Genomic DNA, 23,582 nt, shown 5'->3' on the forward strand with positions numbered 1-23,582 from the left:
TTCTCGCGGTGGACGTGTGGGAGCACTCCTACTACTACGACTACGGTCCGGACCGTGGCGACTTCATCGACAACTTCTTCGAAGTGGTCGACTGGGACAACGTCGCAGAACAGTACGACAACGTCGTGTCGCGCTACGAATAGGTCCGAACGCACCGATATTTTTTCGAGACAGCAGAGAAAGCGACGGCTATTTCTCGTCCGACGTTACCGTCGGAACGTCGTATCCGGAAGCGATGTCGCTGACGTGTCGATAGAGCGATTCGTAATCGTACCCGCCGGGTTGCAAGTCGAAACTGGCGAACACGCCGACGTTTCGCTCGTCGTCGTCGAAGAACATGCGGAACTGTTCGAAGTCGGTGAATCCCCTGACCGTGTACTGATAGTTGGCGTAGTAGAGTTGGTCGTAGGTGTCACGGGTGATGAATCCGAACCGCTCGTTGTCCACGAACTTCTCCACGTCGACGGTTTCGAGTTTGTCCGCGACGTCCTCACGGAGAAAGAGCATCTCGAAGTCGTGTTGGTCGAACAGCCAGATATCCCGAAGATAGGTACCGCCGAACTCGGCGAAGGCCGAGACGAGCGCTTCTTTCGTCTCGCTTCCCGATTCCTCGTCCATGTCGTTTTCTATCTCTAATGCACCAATATAAAAACTCGGATATAATGATCATTTATTATATTTGTTCGAGTATGATCGAACGATAGTACGCTCACGCATATCAAATAGCTCGTCGACGCGCCTCGATTCGGGAGCTTTTACGCTCGGTCGGACGTAGGTACACGCATGCCGAAGCCAAAAGACGATTTCGAGGAGTTGTATCCGTGTGATTTCTACGAACCGGAAGAACTGCTCGACGAGGAGATGATGTATTCGGTCTATGAAATCGCCCGCCTGCTTCAGGGTCTCGACCCCGACGCCGAACTCGACGTCGAAACCGAGGAGATTCTGCTGGATTGGGCGATTCCGTGGGTGATGCGAAACTCCGAGCGCCTCGTCGTCGCCGAACCGCCGAGCGACGAGGAACCGGGGTACTACGGGCTGAAGGAATGACGATACTCGTCGCCGGAAGCGACCGCGTGGACGCCGGAAAGACGACGTTCACGGTCGGTCTGCTCGCCCATCACGATGCGGTCGGATTCAAACCGCGGGCGGGCAACGACTTCTGGTTCGACCACGACGACGCCGTGCGTGCCCTCTCGGACGGACGACTGTACGGCAAGGACGCGACTCGACTGGCCGACGCGAGCGCAGGAAATCACGCGCCGGAGGACGTGAATCCGGTGCACCGACTGTGGCGGCCCGCACCCGGCAAAGGAAACGGGTTGCTCGGCCAGTCCCGCCGCGAGTTCCTCGTGGACCGCGTCGGCGAGGGATTCGTCGTCAACGGCACGGTCTCACTTCCCGAGCCCGTGCGCGAGAACCTCCCGCTCTCGGATGCCGTCGTCGTGGATTCGCTGAAGGGGTTGAACGACCAGACCGAGCGACGATATCTCCCGCACTTCCGGGCATTGGCCGAGCGGATTCGAGCGGAAGACCGGGCGGTCGTGGAATCCTACAGCGACATCGCTCTGCCGATTCGAGACATTGAGTTCGACGCCGTCGCCGTGGTCGAACCCCGCCGCGTGCGGGTGTACGACGGCACACGCTACGCGAAGGCCTGCGAGGTTGCGGACAGCAGCGTCCACGACGGAACGATGGAAAAACGTGTGGCGGACGTCGTGAGCCTGCTCGACCCCGCCGAAACCATGACGCTCGAACCGCTGGCGAAAGAGGAGCGGAACGACCCCGAAAAAACCGCGTCAGCGTACGGGGAAGCATACGAGGCGCTTCTGTAACCCTGCTTCTCACCGCATCCGCGCCGCTTGCGACGCCAATTCGACGTCCTGATACGGATTGGTCGTCACGCTCGGGCCGTGGCCGACGTGCATCTCCGCCAACTCCTCGTCCACCGTGTCGATGACGGAATCGATGCTCTCGATGAGCACCCGGCGGTCACCCTCATCGAGGTCGGTCCGGCCGAAGCCGCCGTTCTGGAAGATGAGGTCGCCCGCGAACAGGATTTTCGGGGAATCGGCGTAGAAGCAGAGGTGGTCGTTCTTGTGTCCCGGCGTGTGGAGCGCGAGGTAGTCGTGGTCTCCGATTTTCACCGTGTCCCCGTCCTCGATGGCGACATCGACGCCGGGTTGGTCGGTGTCGAAGCCGAACGCTTCGACGCCAAAGGCGTCCTTGACGGTCTCCAGGTTGCCGACGTGGTCGGGGTGAGTGTGCGTGATGATGACCGCATCGAGGTCGTCCACCTCCGCTTGGACTCGGCCTACGGCATCGAAGTTCGATCCGGTATCCACGAGGACGGTCCGCTCTCCGTCCACGAGGAACGCGTTGCTGGTAAACGCCTGCACGCCCGTCGCGATGTTTCGAATCATGTCTTTCCTCGAATTCACACCTCGCACGTTCACCACCCACGACCATCAATCCCGCTCAATCAACATCGATATCGCCGCCAGACCGCGGAAGCAAGGTAATAACCGCACTCACATACACGAGAGTGGTTACCAAACGTATCCACACGGAGTACAATTATAAGCGGTAATATAGATAGGAAAGAACCGTTCGACCGGGGAGTGACGGAAGAGAATCCATCGCGGTCTCCCGAACGAGTGATGCAATCAAGCCGTGGATAAGCCAGTATCGTCATCCCCATACCCACTTCCCCCTTCTACGACCGTTCGGCACCGTCGTTGTGGTATCACGCCCAGTAGCGGAACCTATCTCTCCCGAAGGGGGTGGAACCGGTGGGTCCCGAGAGCGGTGGGACGGCCCTACTCCTCCGCGAGTTCGTCGACTAGGGTGTCCAAACTATAGCTCTGGAGCACGCGGTGGGAGTCACGAAGGGTGGAGATGACGAACGTCGAGTTCGTCCGCTCGACCTCCTCGATGCGTTCGAAATCCCCGATGAGACGTTCGACCATCTCGCGCCCGGTGAGATGCGCGACGACGATGAAGTCGGTTTCGCCCATGGTGAAGTACGCCTGTGTGACCCCTTCGATGTCGAGGATTTTCTCACCGAAGTCCGAGTACGACCCGGTGTAATCGGCGAATACCTCGACGACGACGGTGACGCCGAGTCCGAACTGTTCGAGGTCGATGTCGTACAGGTCGTTTTCGATGACGCCCGCCTCGCGCAGGTTGTTCAACCGGTAATGAATCGTCGAGACTGGGATGTCGGTCTCCTCGTGTAACTTCTCCGGACTGCCGGTCTCCAGATCCGAAATGGCCTTGAGCAGTGTAACGTCACGTTCGTCCATTGATTTCGAACTATACGTCGATCATACTTAATATCACGACTTCGGCGGGGCGACGAATGGTGATGCACGAGGGGTGATCTCCCCTGATGGTTGGCAACTAATGTCTATAACGATTCAATACCAAGGATTTACTCTAACTGTCTCAATAGATCTTGTATGTGATTCGGTTGCAACGCTGTTCCTTGTAGAAGGGTTTAACAATGGTGGCCTGTTACAGTTGGATAGAAATCTATGAATGCGACAAAGCTTGGAAGATATCTTCCGATGAATGGTGTGATGTTCGGATTACTGGCCCTCTTCTGGGGTGGCTCGTTCGTCTCGATCGACGTCGGGCTGCACCACTTCCCGCCGCTCCTGTTTGCGGCGGTTCGCTACGACGCGGCCGGTCTGCTCATCCTCGCGTACGCGGCGTTTACGACCGACCGCTGGAAACCCCGGACGCGCGGTGACGTGCTCGCCATCGCCACGATCGGCGCGTTCATCATCGCGGGCCACCACAGCCTGCTCTACCTCGGTCAGGAACACGTTCCCGGCGCGCTCGCGGCCGTCATCGTCAGTCTCTCTCCGGTTCTCACGGCCGTCTTCGCCAGCGCGCTCTTCGCAGACGAACACGTCTCCCCCCTCGGTGCGCTCGGTTTGGTGCTCGGCGTCGCGGGCGTCGCTATCGTCGCCAACCCGACTTCCGCGAACCTCCTCTCGACGGACGCGGTCGGAATCGTCCTCGTCTTCCTCGCCGCAGCGAGTTTCGCCCTCGGTTCTGTGTTGAGCCAACCGTTCGAGACGAGCGTCTCGATCCCCTCGCTTCAGGGCTGGTCGATGCTGTTCGGTTCGATCATCATCCACGGCGTCAGCTTCGCCAGCGGCGAGTCACCTGCCGCCATCGACTGGTCGTTTTCGGCCATCGCATCGTTGGGATACCTGGTGCTCGTCTCCGGCGTCATCGCGTTCCTCATCTACTTCCACCTGCTCGACTCCATCGGCGCGACCGAACTGAACCTCGTCGGCTACCTCGAACCCGTCGTCGCCACCCTCCTCAGCTGGCTGGTGCTGGGTGAACTGGTCGCCAACACCACCATCATCGGCTTCGCTGCCATCTTCGCCGGCTTCGCTCTGCTGAAACGGCACGCGCTCTTCGACTTCGTCCGCATGGCCTCGCCGAACGTCGGACGCGCGTAAGCGGGAAAAAACGTACTGGTGCGGAAAGCTGATTTTTACGACGATTCTTGCACGCGTTCGGCGACCAGCACCCCGACCTGCTCGTGAACCCGCTCGACGGCGGTCAGCGAGAAGCCGTTGTCGGTCAGCACGTCGGCCAGATGGCCGACCGTCGAGGGGTCGTCCACCTCGGGACTGTAAAACGGGACCTCCGGGTCGGGCGTGCCGAAGAACATCACGTCGCCCAACACGAACTTTCGCGGCCCCAATTCGGCGATTGCTTCGATGGCTTCGCTCTTTTCCTCGTCGGAGAGGTGATGCATGGCGAAGTTCGATACCACGATATCGATGTCCTCGCCGACGTTCGGATCACGGAAGCGACCCTCGCCGAACTCGACGTTTCCGATGTCGTTCTCCTCGGCCTTCGTTCGCGCCTCGTCCATCATCCCTTCGCTGATGTCACGGCCGATGACGCGCTTCGCGTCGGGGGCGAGCGCGAGCGCGATTGCGCCCGTGCCGGTCCCCAAATCGAGGACGACGTCGTCCGCACCGGGGTCGGCGTGCTCCACGACCAAGGAGACACAAGCGCGATACTCCTCGCTGTCCTGAGAATCGTCGTAGTCGCCAGCGATGTCCGAAAAGCGGTCGGCGTGTTCCTCAATCGTCTTCTTCATACCGCCCACGTTTCACGCCGGGCGCAATGAAATCGTCGGACTGAATCGTCCGGTTTCGGTCGGCGAGGTGACCCCACTCGCGCAAGCCCTCCTCGATCTGTTCGGGCGAAAACCCGATGATCTCGCCGACGGCCGTGAGTTCGCGGGGTGCCCGCAGTTCGAGGTGCGTACGCGGGTTGGCGCTGACGACGAACGGGGCGTCGTATTTGACCACCAACTCGCGGAGTTTCCGGAGGTCTTGGATGGCCTGCACTCGCGGGCCGCCGTCGGTACGGAGGACACGGGACAGGTCGAATTCGATGCGGACGCCGTGTTCGGCGGCGGCCTTCGCCAGCACGTGGTTGAAATCCCCGCGTCCGCGCATCGGGTGGGCCAACACGTCGATCCGCTCCTCCTCGACGGCAAACCGGTTGAGCTTCGCCGTGCCGCCGTGGAGCAGGAGGACCGTCGTCTTCGGGCGAAAGTTACCGACGTGGCCGCTGGCCTGCGATGGGTTGTCGGCGCGGATTTCGAGGCCGTCCACCACGTCCACGCCGTACTCGTCGCTGACGGTCTCGGCGTCGAATTCCGCCCGTGAATCGCCGTGATTGCGGACGACGACGCCGTCGAACTCGTACTCACTCGCCGTGGCCGCAAACCGCGCGACGGTAGCTTCCCCATCCGGGACGGCGTGGACGCCCTCGTACATTCTCGTGTTCGAGTGCGGGGTGGTGAGACTTGGTGCTTGCGACTCTCGGTCCACGGGGACGGCGTCACCGGGAGTCGGAACTGATTAGCCGCTCCAGCCAAACCGGAGTGGTAAGCCCAAGGGGTTTTCCCGTCTCAACCCGGAAGGAAGGTTCAATAACAGAATGGATAACCAGCCACCGACCTCCGCGACCGCCGACGAGCCGCCAGGGGCAGACATCGAATGGTGTCACCAAGCGGTTCAAGGTGTCTCCCGCACGTTTGCCATCACTATCGAGCTGCTCGATACGCCGATGGCCGACGCCATCTGCGTCGGATACCTCCTCTGCCGTGTCGCGGACACCATCGAGGATGCGGGCCATATCCCGCCCGCCGAACAGGCGAGCCTCCTCCACCAGTACGACGCCGTCCTCGACCCGACCGATGCGACGACAGTTGAGGAGTTCCGCGAGGCTGTAGACGAGTGGATTCCCGACGATACCGACGGCGACGATGCCGATTGGTCCGTCGTCAGTCACGCCCCCCCGCATCGTGCGGACGTTCGGTACGTGCTCTCCCTCGGTCCGGCAAGCGGTTCGACCGCCGGTGCGTGAACTCGTGAACGGGATGGCGATGTTCGTCGAACGGTATGCCGACACGGGTGGTCTTCGAATCGGAAGCAGGGCGGAACTCGAAGAGTACTGCTACTACGTCGCGGGAACCGTCGGAGAACTCATCACGAACCTCGTCTGCCAGGATGCGGATTCGGCGCAGGCGAGCCGTCTACGCGAGACCTCGGAATCGTTCTCGCTCCTCCTCCAACTCGTCAACGTGACGAAGGACGTCTACGTGGACTACCACGACGAGAACAACGTGTACCTTCCCGAGACGTGGCTGGACGAGGCCGATGTCCCGCAGGACGAACTCTGTGACCCCGAACACAGCGACGACGTCGCGGACGTCGTCGCCCGAACCGCGGACCACGCACACAGCTTTACCGACGACGCCCAGACGTATCTGGAGACCATGCCGCGCGAGCGGGGCAACCGTCTCGTCGCGTGGACGATTCCCTACCTGCTCGCGGTCGGGACGCTCCGCGAAGTCAGAAAGCGACCGGAGGACGCGCTTCGTCGAGCGGGTATCAAGGTTTCACGCGAGGAGGTGCACTCCCTCATCGCATCCCTCTCCAGCGGCGTCGAACGCGAGACGCTCGGCGAACTGCGGCGGACGATTTCCGAGAGGCCGTTTCACCGGTCTTCGAATTCGATTTAGCGAGGGATCCCGACGGAACCCGAAAGACGACCGACGGCGTCCGTAACCCATCCGGACAGCAGGAACACCCATACCGTCGTGCAGGCGACGCCGAATTCGACCGCGACGGCTTCGATTGCGAACGGCGGCCGTCCGCCGAACGCGTTTCCAACGACGACGGTCGCGCCGTAGGTGACGATAATCGGCCAGCCGAGGGTGAGGCCGAGGAGACGGACTGCGAAGTCGAGTTCACCGGGGAGAAACGGGAATCCCGTAACCGCGTAGCCGCCGAGCAACAGCGAAGCGATGGCGAACACGGCGAGCGTTTCGTTCGACGGGGAGAACAGGGTTCGAGCGATACCCGACCGGGTATCGTCGGGATTCACCGCGGCAACCACGAGGATTGCGAGCAGATAGCCGACGGCGACGGACGCGACGCCGAGTGTGACCGTTCGGGGGGTTATCCCGGAGATTTCCGCGTCCCGGTTCACGAACCACAGGAGGGCGGACGCCGTCACGGCAAACGGAAAGACGTGGCTCCGTTGCGGGCGGACGTTGGAGAGGGAGGGCATGGAACAACCGTTGGGTAGCAACTGTTACCAATCCTTCGACAATAGGGAAAAAGCGAAGTGGGAGGTTTTGGAGTTCCCTATCGGTTCGACGCGACGGATCGACGACTTCCGCCGGTCAGACGTCGTCGGCCCGTCCGGTCACGATGTCCGCGACCCGTCGTTTGTCGAACAGCTCTTCGTCCGCTCCGAACTTCGGATACGGCTGGCTCTCGGAGAACTTCGGCCACTCGCCGAACACGTCGGGGTACAGTTGTTTGACCGTCATCTCCAGTTGGAAGAGGTTGACGAGCGGACCCTGATAGCGCATCCCCTGCACGAACACGCGGTCGTTCTTCACCGCCGAGATGTTCGAGGCGACGGGGTCGCTTTCGAGTATCTCCCGAGTCTTGGACATCTCGTGGTCCGGTGCCATGCCGCCGAGGACGAGTAACACGTCCGGGTTCGCCTCCAGCATCGCCTCGAAATCCACCTTGTCGTTCGAGGAAACCTTGCTGCCGAAGGCGTCCGTTACGCCGAGCGGACGGATGTGCGCGCTGAGGAAACCGGGCGCGTTCAGCTTGTAGGCCCAAATATCGGAGAGGTCCGCGGAACCGGTGACCATGATCGCCGTCGGTCGTTCGTCCTCGGGTGGCAGCTTCGATTCGATGGTCGAAACGAGGTCGGCGTGAACTGCCGCGAGCGCCTCGTAACGCGCTTCCTCGCGGAACACCTGTGCGACCTTGCCGAAGATGTCCCAGAGGGAGTAGTACTCGTAGCTGTCACGCCAGCCCTTCGGCGGCTTCCGGTTGGCGTCGCTGTAACTGTTGCCGAACCACGGGCCGACGTTTTTCGCGATTTCGTTCACGTCCGAGCGCGACCAGTTCTTCATCGACACCATCTCCGCCGGGTCCGCGAGGTGAACGTCGCTGTCGAGTTCGTACAGTTCCTCTTTCGGTGCGCCCCACGACGAGAAGCAGTCCGACCAGTCAACCGAGACGCCGTCGAGGCGCTCGTAGTAGAGGTTCATCACGGTGTCGTAGTACTCCGGTGCGTGGAGTGCGTTGACGCCGTCGCCGTGGCCGAGTGCAACGGCCATCCCCGCATGGTGGGTGAGGACGGTGAAGATGTCCTCCGGAACGGCGTCGAACGTCACCTTTCCCATCGGGGACATCGACACCGAATAGCTCCCGTCCGCTGCATCGGTCGTTTCCGTCTCGGTATCGGTCGTTTCGGTCGCGGTCGTGGAACCCTGACCGTCGGATTTCGACCCCACGTTCCCGTCGTTACTGCCGGTACAGCCAGCGAGGAGGCAGGTGGCGGCGACGCCGGAGCCGACTCCGAGAAACCGCCGACGTGTTGGACACCACCGCCCCGCTTGCGTGTCTCGTGTCATAATTTTAGGCTCGCCTAAAACAAGATAACTGTTGCGATTTTTAGGTAGGCCTAAAGAAATTCGGAGACGTTGGTGAGTTTGATACTGTAGCGGTAGAGCCGCGTAATAGCGGAGATGAGAGCCATTCCCGGAATGTGAAAATGATTGGAGGGGGTTATTTATTTTTATGCTGAATTGATGATGTTGGTAATAATGAAGGGTCCCAACCCAACACGGATCGAACGAACTGTCCCTCGAATGACGCTGCCACACTCGGTAGACGAGACGGTCGGCGGTGAGCGCTGATGCGGTCACGATTACCGCTCCTCCTCACCGTTTGTCTGGTGCTGGCAACCGTCAGCGGTTGTGTCGGACAGTTGCCCGATGATGACGCCGGTGCCGGTGTCGAAACGACTTCCCAGACGACGACTGCAACGACCGATACGAACACGTCACAACGGACACCGACCACGACGTTCAGCGACGCGAAAGCTCACGAGGTCGTGAACGACATCCGCGCGAAGCAGGAGAACATCAACACGTACCACGCTGTCGAAGTGGAGAAACGGATCTACCACCTGCCGAACGGCAGTACGTACACTCGAACGAAGAAAGTCGATCGCTCGGAGCGGTACGCGGACGGGACGAAGCTTCTGCGAGTGGAATACCTCCACCCGACCAGGAACAGGATCATCATCGAAAACCGAACGAATACGATAGCGTACGAAAGCGCGACGAACACGTACGACGTGAGTGACCGGCGCGACGGCCCCGCGCACTACTACATCAGCGGCGTCTACGAGGCCAAACACGAGTTCGAAGCCGCGTTCGACCACGACGCGCTCACGTACCACGGGAAAACGCACGTGCTCGGCCACGAGGTGTACGTCATCGAGTTCGACAATCCACAGAAGAACTCCGAGAGAGCATCGTGGTACAACTCGACGTTCTGGATAGACGCTCAAACCGGTGCACTCGTCAAGAGCAAAACGAACTATCCGCTACCGATCGACCAGACGCTCGACCAGATCAAGAACAGGTTCGAATCGGGTCACCAAAAATCGAAGAACGCAACCGTGATTCACAACGGAACGGTCGTCTCCACCTATCGTGACCTCGCCGTGAATCAGAAACTGCCCGAGGGAACGTTCGCGCCGCCGAAGAACGCGACCCGAAAGGACTGATAACGGCGGTCCCGCTGTTTTTTCAGTACTCGTAGAAGCCCTTGCCCGTCTTCTTGCCCAAGTCGCCCGCATCGACTTTGCGCTTGAGCAGGTAGGCTGGCTTGTATCGGTCGCCGAGTTCCTCGAAGAGGGTTTCGCTGGCGTCGAGACAGATGTCCAGTCCGATGTGGTCCGCGAGCGTGAGCGGTCCCATCGGGACGTTCGTTCCGAGCGTCATTCCCTTGTCGATGTCCTCCTTGCTGGCGACGCCTTCGTCGTAGGCGCGGATGCCCTCGTTGATCCACGGCATGAGGATGCGGTTGGTGACGAAGCCGGGTTTGTCGTCGGACTCCCACGTCTCCTTGTCGAGGTCCTCCGCGAGGTCGTGTGCGAGCGTGACGACGTCCTCGTCCGTCTTCTCGCCGACGACGAGTTCGACGCCCTTCATGATGGGGACGGGGTTCATGAAGTGGAGGCCGACGATTTGCTCCTCGCGCTCGGTCACGCTGGCGATGGTTGTAATCGAGAGCGTGCTGGTGTTGGTGGCCAGCACGACGTCCTCGGGGAGCACCTCGTCCAAGTCGGCGAAGATGTCCTGTTTGATCTCCATGTTCTCGACGGCCGCCTCGACCACGAAGTCACAGTCCGCGAGGTCTTCGAGGTCCGTCGTGCCCGTGATCCGGTCGACGGCCGCCTCGGCTTCCTCCTGGCTCATCTTCTCCTTGCCCACGAGTCGGTCGAGACTTCCCTCGATGGTGTCGAACCCGTGCTGGACGAACTCGTCCTTGATATCGCGCATAACCACGTCGTAGCCGTTCGTGGCGGCGACCTGCGCGATGCCGCTGCCCATCGTTCCCGCGCCAACTACGCCGATACTGTCGATGTCGGAAAGCGAACGCATGATGGCAAGTGCTGCCGGAATCGTTGTAAGGATAGCGGAACGCGGGCGAGAAAGTCGAACTGAACTACTGTGATATATGAAATATACAACACCAGTGGACAGTAACGAAACGAATAGGTCGTGTACGAAACATTAATGGGGATCGGGTGGGAGAAAGAAACGAATCGGTGAGGGACGTGAGGGAACACGAGACACGCGAAACGGCCGAGATCGAAACGATAGACGTGAAATACGTCGGCCCAGCGACAGCGGCGGTCATCGAGGACGCGCCGTTCGACGTAACGGATATCCGAAATCGCACCGCCTCCTACGAGATGTTGCGGGAAGCAGGCGTCCATCCGGGCGTCGCTGGCCGTCTGCGTCGGGAACACTCCCTGTCCTGGTCGTTCGAGTCCGGCAACGATCTGACCGACCGTTCGAGCCAAATCCGTGGCCTGCAGGACGGCGAGCGTGCGTGGATTGCAGCCAGTTCCGGCGACTGGGAGGCCGAGACGACCGAAACCGCGACGGACGGAAGCGGTGACGCCGACGCGGAAGAGGCCGCATGGCGGGACCGAAGCAGTCCCGACCCCGTGACCGACGTGCCGGAAATCGACGACGAACTGGCCGGTGAACTCGCCGAAGCGGGTATCACCTCGGTCCGAAGTCTGGCCATTGCCAATCCGGAACGCGTGGCGGACTCGTTGGCCTTCGATTTGACGCGTGTCGCGAAGTGGCGCGAGTCGGCTCACGAACTGTTGTGAATTTACTACTATTGTAGTTTCCCATTCTCACAATAGAGCTACTGAGAACCCCGAAATCAATCGTTTAGGTTCGGACAGTACCAGTACACTCTTATATATCCTCGGTGCAGTTTCGGTTGATGATTCCGCTGACTGACTCGCAAGTCACGCGAGACGGCAAAGCACTTATTCTCGCCCACGACCACGGTCTGGAACACGGGCCGTCGGCCGACTTCGGCTCCGTTCCGGAGACACTGGACCCCGAGAAGGTTTTCGAAACCGCGACCCACGACGCAGTTACGTGTCTCGCGGTTCAGAAAGGCCTCGCGGAGACGTACTACCCCTCCTACGAGGACGACGTCAACCTCCTCGCCAAACTCAACGGGACGAGCAACCTCTGGATGGGCGAACCGTACTCGCCACAGAACTGGACGGTCGATTACGCCGCCGAACTCGGCGCGGACGCCGTCGGCTACACCGTCTACTCCGGCTCGAACAACGAGACGAGGATGTACGAGGACTTCCGCGACGTGCAGGAACGGGCACACCGCGAATACGACATGCCCGTCGTCATGTGGTCGTACCCGCGCGGACAGGGTCTCAAGAACGACACGAAGGAGAGCACTATCGCCTACGCGACCCGAATCGCGCTCGAAATCGGCGCGGACATGGCGAAGGTCAAGTACCCCGGAAGCCGCGAGTCGATGGAATGGGCCGTCAAGTCCGCCGCCGACATGCCGGTCGTCATGAGCGGTGGGTCGAAGACCAGCGACTACGAGTTCCTCTCCAGCGTCGAAGCCGTGATGGACGCCGGTGGTTCCGGACTCGCCGTCGGCCGCAACGTCTGGCAGCGTGATGACCCCGAGCGAATCCTCGACGCGCTCGAAAAGGTCATCTTCGACGGCGCGACCGCCGACGAAGCGCTCTAACGATGGAGACGGTTACAAAAATCATCGAGGTCGTCGCGGCCGCCGCGCCCGAAATCCGTGGCGGTCTCACCGGCCGCCGTCGAAAGGCGGACGAGGAAAACCCAAGCGGGGAAATCCAGATGGCCGCCGACGTGTGGGCCGACGAGTACCTCGAAGCGGAGCTGACGGCCATCGACGGCGTCGGCGAGTTCGCCAGCGAGGAGCGAGAGAGGGTCGTCGATTGCGGCGACGGACTGTCGGTCGCTATCGACCCGCTCGACGGCTCGTCCAACCTCAAATCCAACAACTCGATGGGGACCATCGTCGGAATCTACGATGCGCCGCTCCCGGCGAAGGGAACGGACCTCGTCGCGTCGGCGTTCGTCCTCTTCGGTCCGATCACGACGATGATGGTCGCCCGCGACGATTCCGTGACGGAGTACGTCGTGGAGGATGGTGAACAGCGGGTCGTCACCGAGGACGTGACGCTCCCCGATGACCCCACGGTTTACGGGTTCGGCGGCCGCGTTCCGGACTGGCCCGAGGCGTTCACCGCCTACGCGCGCGAAGTCGAAGACGAACTCAAACTGCGCTACGGCGGCGCTATGATCGGCGACGTGAACCAAGTGTTGACCTACGGCGGCGTGTTCGCCTATCCCGGTCTCGAATCCCGCCCAGAAGGAAAGCTTCGGCTGCAGTTCGAAGGGAACCCGATGGCGTACATCATCGAATCCGCCGGTGGTCGGTCGTCCAACGGCGAGAAATCGATCCTCGAAGTGACGCCCGAGCGACTACATCAACGGGTACCGCTCCACATCGGGAACGCGGACCTCATCGAACGACTCGAAGCCGCGCTGTAGTCGGATTCCCATTTTCGATTTTTTCCGTTAGCTGCTATTCGTCGGCGTCGTCCGTGGCCCGGTCGTCGTCGCAACGGTCGTCGGAGCAGCAGTCGCCGTCGGTCCGCCGACCGTCGTCCGTGGCACGGTCGTCTGATTCGTTCCGCTCACTTGTCGGATACACCTCTGCACGTCGTTTTGCTGCACCGTCGCGACCGTCTGCCCGTTCGAATCGAAGAACGTCGCGTTGACGAAGACGTATCCCGGAACGCCGAGGTCCGCCGTCGAGTTCGTCCACGTCACCTTGCCGTCGGCCGCCGGTTGGAAGTCCCCGGCGGAGATGTTCTGTGTCACCAGCACGCCCGACTGCGGGTTCGAGGCGTTGACCAGCAGCGCCTGCATCCGGTAGTCATCGGGTTGCGTCGCGTTCGCCGTGATTCGGGTGCAGGACAGGTTCGCCGAGAGCGGCGCGGTCGGCGGTGCGGTCGTCGATGTCGTGGTCGGTGTCGCGGTGGCATTCGCCGTCGTGGTTGGTGTCGCGGTGACATTCGACGTCGTTGTCGTCACATTCGCCGTCGTGGTTGTGGTTGGTGTCGTCGTGACGCTCGTGGTCGTCTGCGTAGTAGTCGTGACATTTGGCGTCGTGGACGGCGGTGCGGTCGTCGATGTCGAGGTCGGTGCCTGTGTCGACGTCGCCGTCGTGGTTTGTGCCGATGTCGTGGTCGGCGTCGCGGTGGTCGACGTCGGAATCGGCGACGGAGTCGGCGTTGCCTCGCCGCCCGCTCCCTGTTTTGCGACCGACCGGAGCGTTTTCGGTGGAGCGTTCGCCCTCGACTTCACTCGGTTTGCCGCCTGTTCGGTCCCCGAAACCGCCGTTTGCTGAATCTGGCCCGCGCTGTTCACGTTCCCTTGCGTGGCGGACTGCGTCGCACCGGCGGCCGCGCCGAAGGTGATCGCCTGAATCTGCGTGACCGAGGCTTTCTGCACCTGCGTGATTCCACCCGTCGCAGCGCCCTGCGCGGCGGCTTGTATCTGCGTGACGGTCGCCTGCTGGCTCTGGGAAACCGCGCCGTTCGCCGCACCACGTGTCGCGGCCTGCACCTGTGAAATGCTCGCCTGCTGGCGCTGACTCGCCACAACGCCGCCTTTACACGCCCCTCTTGCGGCGGCTTGCACTTGTGTGACGCTCACCTGTTGGTTCTGGGTAATGGCCCCGGACGCCGCCCCGGCACAGGCCGACTGAATCTGGGTGATTCGAACGGTCTGCACCTGCGTGACTCCGCCCTGTGCCGAACCCTTCGCGGCGGCCTGAATCTGTTTGACGTTCACGACCTGCTTCTGGACGGCACCTTGGGTCGCACCTTGTGCCGCCCCCTGCGCGACGATTTGAATCTGCACGATGTTCACGATCTGGACCTGCGTGATGCTCAATGCACCAATCGCCGCACCGCGACAGGCCGACTGAATCTGTGAAACGGTGGCTCTCTGCGCCTGTGTGAGTCCACCAGTCGCCGCGCCTTGTGCGGCAACTTGAATCTGTGTGACGCTCACCCGCTGGACTTGGGAGACGGCCCCCGCCGCCGCACCGCGGCAGGCCGCTTGGATCTGTTCGACGTTCACCTGTTGAATCTGTGTCGCACCGCCTCTCGCCGCGCCCATCGCGGCGACTTGAACCTGCTTCGCGTTCGCGGTCTGTGCTTGGGCGGCCCCGGTCGCCGCGCCTCGTGCCGCCGCCTGCACCTGTTGGACCGAAACGTTCTGACGCTGGTCGAGCGCGCCGAACGCCGCACCCTGTCCGGCCTCCTGGATCTGTGAGACGCTCGCTCCCTGATTCTGTACCGCACCGGTCACCGCACCCTGTGCGGCACCGCGTGCCGCCACCTGTACCTGCGTAACGTTCACCCGTTGACTTTGAGCGACTGCGCCGTGGCCAGCACCGAACGCCGCGGCTTGCACCTGCGAGACGTTCGCCCGTTGGGTTTGGGAAACTGCGCCGGTCGTTGCCCCCTGTGTCGCCACCTGTATCTGGGTGACGTTCACGTCCTGACTCTGGAGGAGGGTACCGTGTGCGGCACCGCGCGCGGCGGCCTGAACCTGTTTGACGCTCGTCGATTGATCCTGTGAGACGGCCTGTGTCGCACCCTGTACTGCGGCCTGTCGCTGTTCCTGACTGATGGAGACACCTTGTCGCTGTGCCAACGCGGCCCCCTGTGTGACACCGCGGGCGGCCGCCTCCTCACGGGTCGAACGGTTCGAATCGGTCTGTAACAGTTCACTCGCGCCGTCGTTCACCGACAGTACGGGAAGCGTCGCCGCCGACTCCCCGACCAGGGGTGCCGACGCCTCCATCGACTGGGTGGATGACGTCGTGCCGGAGTTGGTGGGAGAAACGACGGCGATGCTTGCGATGCTGACGAGGAGGACGAGTCCGACCGCGACTACAGCCCGTGTGAATCGATCCATAATATACGACTCACACGCGCGAGACGCACGTCAACCGGAGCCATCGTTAATTCCGTTTCCTCACGTCCCCGGCCGGTTGTGATCGTTGACACGTGGTAGCGTCGCCCGACGGTCCCGGCAATCATTGCGAGTCATCGTGGTAATCGAAATTTCGCGATGACGAGCGGCAACCGAATATAGTCGGTGGTGTACTTATTAGAAATAAATTTATTTGGGCCGATGAATTCCTATCCGTTGGCACGTTTCTAGATGTCTAGATTCACCATTCTTTATCTATGCTGGTCAACTCCTCTTGAGCGTCGCATGAGCAATGAGTCACCATACCGTGACGACTCGGGGAACCGCCCGTCGGGACATCCGCCCCACGTACTTCGTGCCGAACCAGGAGTGAGTAGACCGTCTTTCGATGACATCTTCGAACTCCTGTCGGATAAGCGGAGACGATACGCAATCCACTATCTCTCAACGACTGCGGATGGCGTAGCAACGCTTTCCGACCTCGTAGAACAGGTCGTTGAGTGGGAAACGGAAACGTCGCCAAACGACGTTCCGGACGATTACCGACGACGTATCGAAGCGTCCCTTCATCACACACACCTCCCAAAACTCGCTGACGCGAACATCATCGATTACGATGCACGGAGCGAATCACTTCGGTACTGGGGGCAACCAGTGCTCGAAGAGTACGCGGAGCACGTCGCGGCCATGGAACTGCCGGATCAGTAACCACGTCCCGATTCCGCTCCCATCGTCCTCTCCCTAGACACTTCTTTCTCCACTCTCTCCGTCTCCCGCTCGAAAATATTGTCGCGATAGAAAGGGAAAACGGTTTGAAATCGCTTCGCGCATTCTCATTCATGAAAGTCCGTATCGGTGAAGGGGCGACCGACGAGGAAGCCTCGGCGATCGCCAGCGCACTCGCCGAACACGTCGGCAGCGAGGTGGAAGTGTTCGTCGGTGACGAAACGGAACCGACCGTCACGTGGAACGAACCCGGCGAACCGCTGGAGGACGACCTCGGACCGACCGAGCGCGAGGAACTGCTCCGGGAAGAGATCGAGGAGATCGAGTTGGGCGGTCCGGAGAAGTACAAGGAGCGCCTCTCCGAGAAAGGAAAACTATTCGTTCGGGACCGACTCGACCTCTGGTTCGGAGAAGAAGGGATCAAGTTCGAGGACGGCCGGTTCGCCGAGTTCGACGCGGACGACCAACTGCCCGCCGACGGCCTGCTCACCGGCGCGGCCACGTTCGAGGACCGCGACCTGCACTTCATGGCGAACGACTTCACGGTCAAGGCCGGAAGCATGGCCGCCAAAGGGGTCGAGAAGTTCCTGCGCATGCAACAGCGGGCGCTCCAGAATGGGAAACCCGTCCTCTATCTGATGGACTCCTCGGGCGGGCGTATCGATCAGCAGTCCGGGTTCTTCGCCAACCGCGAAGGAATCGGGAAGTACTACTACAACCACTCGATGCTCTCGGGGCGTGTTCCACAGATCTGCGTGCTCTACGGGCCGTGTATCGCCGGTGCGGCGTACACCCCCGTTTTCGCCGATTTCACCATCATGGTCGAGAACATGTCCGCGATGGCTATCGCCTCGCCGCGGATGGTACAGATGGTCACCGGGGAGGACATCAGCATGCAGGACCTCGGCGGCGCGCACATGCACGCGGCGGAATCGGGAAGCGCGGACCTCGTCGCCCGCAACGAGGAACACGCCCGCGAACTCGTGGCGGACCTCATCACGTATCTCCCCGACAAGGCACACGAGAAACCGCCTCGAAGCGAACCGAAAGCGCCGAAACTGTCGCCGGACGGTATCGACGAGGTCATCCCGTCGAGTCCGAACCGGGCATACGACATGACCGACCTCATTGAGCGCGTGGTCGATTCGGATTCGTACTTCGAACTCAGGCCGGAGTTCGGCGGCGAAATCATCACGGCGTTCGCCAAAATCGACGGCCGTCCGGTCGGCATCGTCGCCAACCAACCGGCACAGCGCTCGGGTGCCATCTTCCCGGACGCCGCCGAGAAGGCGGCCGAATTCATCTGGAAGTGTGACGCCTTCGAGATTCCGCTCCTCTACCTCTGTGACACGCCGGGATTCATGGCCGGGTCCGGAGTCGAGAAGGACGCGATCCTGGAGAAAGGCAAGAAGATGATTTACGCCACCTCCTCGTCCACCGTCCCCAAAATCTCCGTCGTCGTCCGGAAGGCGTACGGTGCGGGAATCTACGCCATGTCCGGCCCCGCGTACGACCCCCAGAGCGTCATCGCGCTCCCGTCCGGCGAGATCGGCATCATGGGTCCCGAAGCGGCGATCAACGCGGTGTACGCGAACAAGTTGAACGACATCGAGGACCCGGAGGAACGCGCCCAGCGCGAGCAGGAACTCCGCGAGGAGTACCGCGAGGACATCGACGTGCACCGCATGGCGAGCGACATGGTCATCGACGACATCGTCCCGCCGAGTACCCTCCGCGAGGAACTCGTCCAGCGCTACGACTTCTACGCCGGTATCGAAAAGGACCTCCCGGACAAGAAGCACGGAACGATCCTGTAATCGGCCGACGGGGACCGACACCTACTTTTTCACGTCCGAACGGCGAAATGACCGTATGAACATTATTCGAATCGGACAGTAGCACCCGCTTGAACACCGGGTGAACCGATAAGGCACTTCATAATAAAGCACCGTTCAGGCGTATCCGGGATGACGTGGAACTACCGCGCCATCACCTATGAGTCATCAGCAGTTCTCTTACCGCTATCAACGCACGGGTTGGTTCGATTTCGACGACGTGGAACGACTGCTCTGGGCCGTCGTCCTCCTCGCGCTGGTCGGCGACCTGGTTACGACGTACGTCGGGTTACAAGTGGGACTCGCCGAATCGAACCCGGTCGCACGCGGCGCGCTCGGCCGATTCGGATTCCTCTCGCTCGTCGGCCTGAAGATGTTCGCGTTGGCCGTCGGATTCGTCTGCCGGACGCTCGTTCCTCGACAGTACGTCACGCTCGTCCCCGCCGGACTCGCGTTCCCGTGGATGTTCGCCGTCGTCGTCAACCTCTCCCTATTCACCCGACTGTGAAACCTCCCCTGTCTACTCGGCGTTCGCCTTTTTGAGCGACAACGCCGTCCTGTCGAACTCACAGACGAGCGTCTCGTCCTCACCATCGACCTTGAACACTTCCACGTGCATGGTGACGACCCCGCGCTCGCCGTCGCTCGTCTCGCGTTTGTCGGTCACGGTGGACTGTGCCCGAATCGTGTCGCCGTGGAAAACCGGGTTGGGGTGTGAGACGTTGTCGTAGGAGAGGTTGGCGACGATGGTTCCGTCCGTCGTGTCCGGGATCGAGACGCCGACAGCGAGACTCATCGTATAGAGACCGTTGACGAGGCGCTCGCCGAACTGGGTGTCGGCCGCGAACTCGGCGTCCAGATGGAGTGGCTGTTGGTTCATCGTCATATCACAGTATTTCTGATTGTCGGCTTCGCTGATAGTGCGCCGCCTCTCGTGTTCGATAGTTTGGCCCACCTCGAACTCCTCGTAGTACAGTCCGGTCATGGCGAGATTTGGGTCAGCGGTGGGAAAAATCCTGTCGGTCTCCGCCGGGTCCGTTGCAACCGTTCCAACCGTTGCACGGCCGATAGCGGGCTGTAACCGGTTCATAACAAAGTAGACAGTATTCGAATGACTTGGCAGTCAGGCAGAATTCAGGTCTAGAGAAATATGAAATATTACAGCACACGACAGTCGACGGCGGACGACACGACGTTCATCTCGGATGGCGGCACCGATTCGGGTTCGAAGCCGCCTCGACCGTCCACCGACGGCGGTATCGACTCGGAACCGGATATCCGCCCCGGACCCGTCGATCCCGGGAGCGAGGAGGAACCGACGACGCCGACGACGCCGATGACACCGTTGAGCGACAGCAGGCGCGTTCACGCGCGGTGGTTCGCCCAAGTCGGTGGGCCGGTCGAAACCACACCCGTCGTCAGGGACGGGTCTGTGTACGTCGGTACCGAGAACGGGTTCGTCTGTAGTATCGACCAGCGGGATGGCGTGAGCAACTGGCTGTTCCAGGCACCGAACGCGGTCGGGTCGCCGACGCCGGGTGGGGACCTCACCTACGTCGGTGACAGGAGCGGGAACCTGTTCGCACTCGACAGGACGAACGGAACGCGTGAATGGTGTTTCGAGTCGGATGCTGGCGTGGAGGAAGCGCCGATACTCGTCGGGAACACGCTGTACGTCGCTTCGCGCGATGGACAGGTGTCCATGCTCGACGCCGAAACGGGTGAGTTGAAATCGTCCTTCCGAACCCCCGCACGAGCGCTCACGTCGATGCAGATAGCGGGTAACACCCTCTACGCGACCGGACTCGACGGTGGGCTGTTCGCCCACGACGTGGACGACGGGGAGGAGTTCTTCCGCTTCGCACCGTCACTCGCCATCGCGGGCGCTCCCGCCGTCGTCGGTGACACGGCCTACGTCGGGACCGTGGACGGCGACCGAATCTACGCGCTCGACGCCGAAACGGGCAAAACCAAATGGCGGCATCAGACCGACGCCGGAGTCTGGTCGTCGCCGGTCGCCATCGGCGGTATCGTTTACACCAGCTCCGCGGACGGGAATATCTTGGCGCTCGACGCGCGGGAGGGTACCGTCAGGTGGTGTGTCGAAACCGACGCCCGCGTGTGGGGGTCGCCCGTCGTCACGAACGAACTGGTCTACGCTTGCAACGACGACGGCTTACTGGTCGCGCTCGACCGCGCCGACGGCCGCACCAGGTGGCATTTCCGAGCACAGGATTCGCTGGTCGGGTCGCCAGCGGTCGGCAGCGAGTCCGTCTACGTCGGTGACGTGGCGGGAATGGTTTACGCCCTGCCGCAGTAAGTCGCTCACCGTCCTCCTCCGTATCGTGCCGTGGTATCTCATGCCGACGCAACGACGGATGGCAAGGCATTTCTCGTATTACTACCGACTAAACTGGCAAGCCTGTCGGAGGCGTCCAACTATGGCATCTACTGGGAAGCAGACTACGGACGAACCGGAAACGGCGGTTGAAACGGCACGACGACAACTGGAGCGCGCGGCGGCGCACCTCGACGTGGACCGCGGCACGATCGAGCGCTTGAAGCACCCCGACCAAGTACACCGGGTTTCGGTGCCGCTGAAGCGGGACAACGGTGACACGGATATCTTCACCGGCTACCGCGCACAACACGACAGCGTGCGCGGACCGTTCAAGGGTGGAATGCGCTACCACCCCGGCGTCACCGAAGACGAGTGCGTCGGTCTCTCGATGTGGATGACGTGGAAATGCGCCGTGATGGACCTCCCGTTCGGGGGCGCGAAGGGTGGCATCATCGTCAATCCAAAGGAACTCAGCAACGAGGAAAAGGAACGGCTCACCCGCCGCTTCGCCGAGGAACTGCGCGACTTCATCGGCCCGATGCGCGACATTCCCGCGCCGGACATGGGAACCGACGCGCAGGCGATGGCGTGGTTCATGGACGCCTACTCCATGCAGGAAGGCGAAACGCAACCCGGCGTCGTCACCGGTAAACCGCCGGTCATCGGCGGTTCCTACGGCCGCGAGGAGTCGCCCGGTCGCTCGGTTGCCATCATCGCCCGCGAAGCGTGTGAGTACTACGACTACGACCTCGAAGACACGTCGATCGCCATCCAAGGGTTCGGGAGCGTCGGCGCGAACGCCGCCCTCTCGCTCCACGAGTGGGGTGCGAACGTCGTCGCCGTCTCCGACGTGAACGGTGCGATCTACGACGAGGACGGACTCGACATCGACGCGATTCCGACCCACGAGGAGGAACCCGAGGCGGTCACGACGTTCGACGGCCACGAGGCGATTCCCAACGAGAAACTCCTCGAACTCGACGTCGACGTGCTCATCCCGGCCGCGATCGGAAATGTCCTCACTGAGGCAAACGCTCACGAGGTGCAGGCGGACATCATCGTCGAGGGTGCGAACGGTCCGACGACGACCACCGCGGACGAGATATTCGAGAAGCGCGGCATCCACGTCATTCCGGACATCCTCGCCAACGCGGGTGGGGTGACGGTCTCGTACTTCGAGTGGCTACAGGACATCAACCGCCGCCAGTGGTCGCTCGAACGCGTGAACGAGGAACTCGAATCCGAGATGCTCACCGCGTGGGACGACGTCCGATCCGAAGTCGAAGAGCGCGGCGTGACGTGGCGTGACGCCGCGTACATCGTCGGCCTCTCGCGTATCGCCGAAGCTCACACGGCGCGCGGACTCTGGCCGTAAAACGGTCGGAAGCGTCCTTCGGGACGTTCACGAACGGAAATCTTTTCTGTCGTTGTTCGGGGGGAGAACCATCACCGGTCGGGCATTCCTGCTCCGATCGCAACGCCGATAGCGATTCCGACCCCCATTCCGAGTGCGATGTTGTCCAGCGCGACACCGATACCGGCGCCGAGAGCGACGCCAATGCCGATACCGACTCCCATGTTGGTGTTCGAATCGGACCCCTCGTCCGCGTTCGACTCTTCCGTTCCCGACGTTTCCGTTCGTTCCATGCCGACGTACCGAAGGGTGGCGGGATAAACCTATCTGGGGAGTTTCCGATTCGATACGTTCTTCGAACGACGAAACTGGCGACGTCGAGGATGCACGAACGAAACCGTTCGGTGGGTTGAAATCGACGCCACACGTCGTTCCCGTATGCCACGACGAAGCGTCATGTTCACGCCGGGCGACCGCCCGGAGATGATGCGAAAAGCACCCGGCGCAGGGGCCGACGTGATCGTGTTCGACTTGGAGGACGCGGTCTCTCCCGAGCGAAAGGACGAAGCCCGCGAGGCCGTCCGTGACGTGCTCACGGACCCGGCGTTCGACCCGGACTGTGAGGTGTGTGTTCGCGTCAACCCGACGGGGATCGCGGCGGACGACGACCTCCGTGGAATCGCCGAGGGTGCCGACGCCATCGATTCGGTCATGCTGCCGAAAACGGAATCGGGCGACGATGCCGAGACGCTGGTTCGACTGCTCCACGAACACGACTGTCGGGTCCCGATCCTCGCGCTGGTCGAGACGGCGAGCGGGGTTCTCAACGCCGCGGAGATCGCGGCGGTGGACGAAACGGCCGCACTCGTGTTCGGGGCGGAGGATCTGTCGGCGGACATCGGTGCGACTCGAACCGACGAGGGGACCGAGGTGCTCTACGCCCGGGAACACGTCGTCATCGCGGCGAGCGCCAACGGCGTCGACGCCATCGATACCGTTTACACCGATTTCGGTGATACGGAGGGATTGAGCGAGGAGACGGAGTTCGCCATCCGACTCGGCTACGACGGGAAGATGGCGATCCATCCGGCGCAGGTCGCACCCATCAACGTGGCGTTCACGCCCGACCCGGAGCGGGTGGAGTGGGCCGAAGCCGTCCTGACGGCGAAAACGGACGCCGACGAGGACGGACGCGGCGTTTTCAGAGTTGACGGTGAAATGATAGATGCGCCGCTCATCGCCCAAGCGGAACGGATCATGGAGTACGCGGACGCTGACAACTGACTCTCTTCCTTATACCTCATTTAGGTATAATAGTTCATGGTTATTTCGTCACGT

The 23,582-nt window shown here is 61.6% G+C and carries 25 protein-coding genes and 1 pseudogene; 15 read left to right on the forward strand and 11 right to left on the reverse strand.

Annotated elements, in window-relative coordinates:
- A partial coding sequence (locus tag NKF26_RS18535) for a Fe-Mn family superoxide dismutase (protein WP_253234784.1) occupies positions 1-143 on the forward strand: 143 nt, incomplete at its 5' end.
- A gap of 46 nt (positions 144-189) precedes the next feature.
- Here NKF26_RS18535 and NKF26_RS18540 read toward each other — a convergent pair.
- Positions 190-618 (reverse strand): hypothetical protein, encoded by a 429-nt coding sequence (locus NKF26_RS18540; protein ID WP_253226173.1) that lies wholly within the window; start codon positions 616-618, stop codon positions 190-192.
- 165 nt (positions 619-783) lie between these two features.
- On the opposite strand from NKF26_RS18540, the gene NKF26_RS18545 reads away from it, so the two are divergent.
- Both NKF26_RS18545 and NKF26_RS18550 read left to right on the forward strand, forming a co-directional pair.
- On the forward strand, positions 784-1,050 hold the full coding sequence (locus tag NKF26_RS18545; protein ID WP_253226174.1) for a DUF5827 family protein: 267 nt from the start codon (positions 784-786) through the stop codon (positions 1,048-1,050).
- Positions 1,047-1,835: an ATPase gene (locus tag NKF26_RS18550; RefSeq protein ID WP_253226175.1), complete on the forward strand. Its 789-nt coding sequence runs from the start codon at positions 1,047-1,049 to the stop codon at positions 1,833-1,835. The genes NKF26_RS18545 and NKF26_RS18550 overlap by 4 nt, the downstream gene beginning before the upstream one ends.
- Before the next feature lie 9 nt (positions 1,836-1,844).
- On the opposite strand, the gene NKF26_RS18555 is transcribed toward NKF26_RS18550, so the two are convergent.
- Together NKF26_RS18555 and NKF26_RS18560 are read right to left on the reverse strand one after the other, a co-directional pair.
- Complete coding sequence (locus tag NKF26_RS18555) at positions 1,845-2,423, reverse strand: MBL fold metallo-hydrolase (RefSeq protein ID WP_253226176.1); 579 nt, start codon at positions 2,421-2,423, stop codon at positions 1,845-1,847.
- 396 nt (positions 2,424-2,819) lie between these two features.
- The gene (locus NKF26_RS18560) at positions 2,820-3,305 is read right to left on the reverse strand and encodes an Lrp/AsnC family transcriptional regulator (RefSeq protein ID WP_253226177.1); all 486 of its coding nucleotides are present in this window, start codon (positions 3,303-3,305) and stop codon (positions 2,820-2,822) included.
- A gap of 276 nt (positions 3,306-3,581) precedes the next feature.
- Here NKF26_RS18560 and NKF26_RS18565 point away from each other — a divergent pair, with 276 nt between their 5' ends.
- Positions 3,582-4,481, forward strand: coding sequence for a DMT family transporter (locus NKF26_RS18565; RefSeq protein WP_253226178.1), 900 nt, complete (start codon positions 3,582-3,584; stop codon positions 4,479-4,481).
- Between the two features lie 35 nt (positions 4,482-4,516).
- On the opposite strand, the gene NKF26_RS18570 is transcribed toward NKF26_RS18565, so the two are convergent.
- Both NKF26_RS18570 and NKF26_RS18575 read right to left on the reverse strand, forming a co-directional pair.
- Positions 4,517-5,134, reverse strand: a complete 618-nt coding sequence (locus tag NKF26_RS18570; protein ID WP_253226179.1) for a class I SAM-dependent methyltransferase — start codon at positions 5,132-5,134, stop codon at positions 4,517-4,519.
- The gene (locus NKF26_RS18575) at positions 5,118-5,822 is read right to left on the reverse strand and encodes an RNase P subunit p30 family protein (RefSeq protein WP_253226180.1); all 705 of its coding nucleotides are present in this window, start codon (positions 5,820-5,822) and stop codon (positions 5,118-5,120) included. The genes NKF26_RS18570 and NKF26_RS18575 overlap by 17 nt, the downstream gene beginning before the upstream one ends.
- A 163-nt stretch (positions 5,823-5,985) precedes the next feature.
- Between NKF26_RS18575 and NKF26_RS18580 the strand changes: the two are divergent.
- A pseudogene (locus NKF26_RS18580) lies at positions 5,986-7,072 on the forward strand (phytoene/squalene synthase family protein).
- Here NKF26_RS18580 and NKF26_RS18585 read toward each other — a convergent pair.
- Together NKF26_RS18585 and NKF26_RS18590 are read right to left on the reverse strand one after the other, a co-directional pair.
- Positions 7,069-7,623, reverse strand: coding sequence for a hypothetical protein (locus NKF26_RS18585; RefSeq protein ID WP_253226182.1), 555 nt, complete (start codon positions 7,621-7,623; stop codon positions 7,069-7,071). The pseudogene NKF26_RS18580 and the gene NKF26_RS18585 sit on opposite strands and share 4 nt — an antisense overlap.
- 115 nt (positions 7,624-7,738) lie before the next feature.
- Positions 7,739-8,995, reverse strand: a complete 1,257-nt coding sequence (locus NKF26_RS18590; protein WP_253226183.1) for an ABC transporter substrate-binding protein — start codon at positions 8,993-8,995, stop codon at positions 7,739-7,741.
- Positions 8,996-9,279: 284 nt separating this feature from the next.
- On the opposite strand from NKF26_RS18590, the gene NKF26_RS18595 reads away from it, so the two are divergent.
- On the forward strand, positions 9,280-10,158 hold the full coding sequence (locus NKF26_RS18595) for a hypothetical protein (RefSeq protein WP_253226184.1): 879 nt from the start codon (positions 9,280-9,282) through the stop codon (positions 10,156-10,158).
- A 22-nt stretch (positions 10,159-10,180) separates the two neighbouring features.
- Here NKF26_RS18595 and NKF26_RS18600 read toward each other — a convergent pair whose 3' ends face one another.
- Positions 10,181-11,038 (reverse strand): 3-hydroxyacyl-CoA dehydrogenase family protein, encoded by an 858-nt coding sequence (locus NKF26_RS18600; RefSeq protein ID WP_253226185.1) that lies wholly within the window; start codon positions 11,036-11,038, stop codon positions 10,181-10,183.
- A 167-nt stretch (positions 11,039-11,205) separates the two neighbouring features.
- On the opposite strand from NKF26_RS18600, the gene NKF26_RS18605 reads away from it, so the two are divergent.
- The 3 genes from NKF26_RS18605 (at position 11,206) to NKF26_RS18615 (ending at position 13,528) form a co-directional block, all read left to right on the forward strand.
- A complete protein-coding gene (locus NKF26_RS18605) occupies positions 11,206-11,781 on the forward strand; it encodes a hypothetical protein (protein WP_253226186.1) in 576 nt (191 codons plus the stop codon).
- A 119-nt stretch (positions 11,782-11,900) separates the two neighbouring features.
- Complete coding sequence (locus NKF26_RS18610) at positions 11,901-12,689, forward strand: class I fructose-bisphosphate aldolase (RefSeq protein ID WP_253226187.1); 789 nt, start codon at positions 11,901-11,903, stop codon at positions 12,687-12,689.
- Positions 12,690-12,691: 2 nt separating this feature from the next.
- Positions 12,692-13,528 (forward strand): class 1 fructose-bisphosphatase, encoded by an 837-nt coding sequence (locus tag NKF26_RS18615; protein ID WP_253226188.1) that lies wholly within the window; start codon positions 12,692-12,694, stop codon positions 13,526-13,528.
- Positions 13,529-13,555: 27 nt separating this feature from the next.
- Here the strand turns inward: NKF26_RS18615 and NKF26_RS18620 are convergent, their stop codons facing one another.
- Complete coding sequence (locus tag NKF26_RS18620; protein WP_253234728.1) at positions 13,556-15,970, reverse strand: hypothetical protein; 2,415 nt, start codon at positions 15,968-15,970, stop codon at positions 13,556-13,558.
- Between the two features lie 387 nt (positions 15,971-16,357).
- Between NKF26_RS18620 and NKF26_RS18625 the strand changes: the two genes are divergently transcribed.
- The 3 genes from NKF26_RS18625 (at position 16,358) to NKF26_RS18635 (ending at position 19,057) form a co-directional block, all read left to right on the forward strand.
- Positions 16,358-16,696 (forward strand): hypothetical protein, encoded by a 339-nt coding sequence (locus tag NKF26_RS18625; RefSeq protein WP_066146303.1) that lies wholly within the window; start codon positions 16,358-16,360, stop codon positions 16,694-16,696.
- A gap of 131 nt (positions 16,697-16,827) precedes the next feature.
- A complete protein-coding gene (locus tag NKF26_RS18630) occupies positions 16,828-18,531 on the forward strand; it encodes an acyl-CoA carboxylase subunit beta (protein ID WP_253234729.1) in 1,704 nt (567 codons plus the stop codon).
- Positions 18,532-18,709: 178 nt separating this feature from the next.
- Entirely contained in the window at positions 18,710-19,057 is a 348-nt protein-coding gene (locus NKF26_RS18635; protein WP_253226191.1) for a DUF5658 family protein, read from the forward strand.
- 12 nt (positions 19,058-19,069) lie between these two features.
- Here the strand turns inward: NKF26_RS18635 and NKF26_RS18640 are convergent, their stop codons facing one another.
- Positions 19,070-19,534 (reverse strand): MaoC family dehydratase, encoded by a 465-nt coding sequence (locus NKF26_RS18640; RefSeq protein ID WP_253226192.1) that lies wholly within the window; start codon positions 19,532-19,534, stop codon positions 19,070-19,072.
- Between the two features lie 165 nt (positions 19,535-19,699).
- Between NKF26_RS18640 and NKF26_RS18645 the strand changes: the two genes are divergently transcribed.
- Positions 19,700-20,869, forward strand: a complete 1,170-nt coding sequence (locus NKF26_RS18645; RefSeq protein WP_253234730.1) for a PQQ-binding-like beta-propeller repeat protein — start codon at positions 19,700-19,702, stop codon at positions 20,867-20,869.
- Positions 20,870-20,990: 121 nt separating this feature from the next.
- Complete coding sequence (gene gdhB, locus NKF26_RS18650; RefSeq protein ID WP_253226194.1) at positions 20,991-22,265, forward strand: glutamate dehydrogenase GdhB; 1,275 nt, start codon at positions 20,991-20,993, stop codon at positions 22,263-22,265.
- Between the two features lie 71 nt (positions 22,266-22,336).
- Here gdhB and NKF26_RS18655 read toward each other — a convergent pair whose 3' ends face one another.
- Positions 22,337-22,537, reverse strand: a complete 201-nt coding sequence (locus NKF26_RS18655; RefSeq protein WP_253226195.1) for a hypothetical protein — start codon at positions 22,535-22,537, stop codon at positions 22,337-22,339.
- Positions 22,538-22,682: 145 nt separating this feature from the next.
- On the opposite strand from NKF26_RS18655, the gene NKF26_RS18660 reads away from it, so the two are divergent.
- On the forward strand, positions 22,683-23,528 hold the full coding sequence (locus tag NKF26_RS18660; protein WP_253234731.1) for a CoA ester lyase: 846 nt from the start codon (positions 22,683-22,685) through the stop codon (positions 23,526-23,528).
- The last annotated feature ends 54 nt before the right edge of the window (positions 23,529-23,582 follow it).

Origin of the sequence: Haladaptatus sp. AB618, assembly GCF_024136965.1 — an archaeon.
Taxonomy (GTDB): Archaea; Halobacteriota; Halobacteria; order Halobacteriales; family Haladaptataceae; genus Haladaptatus.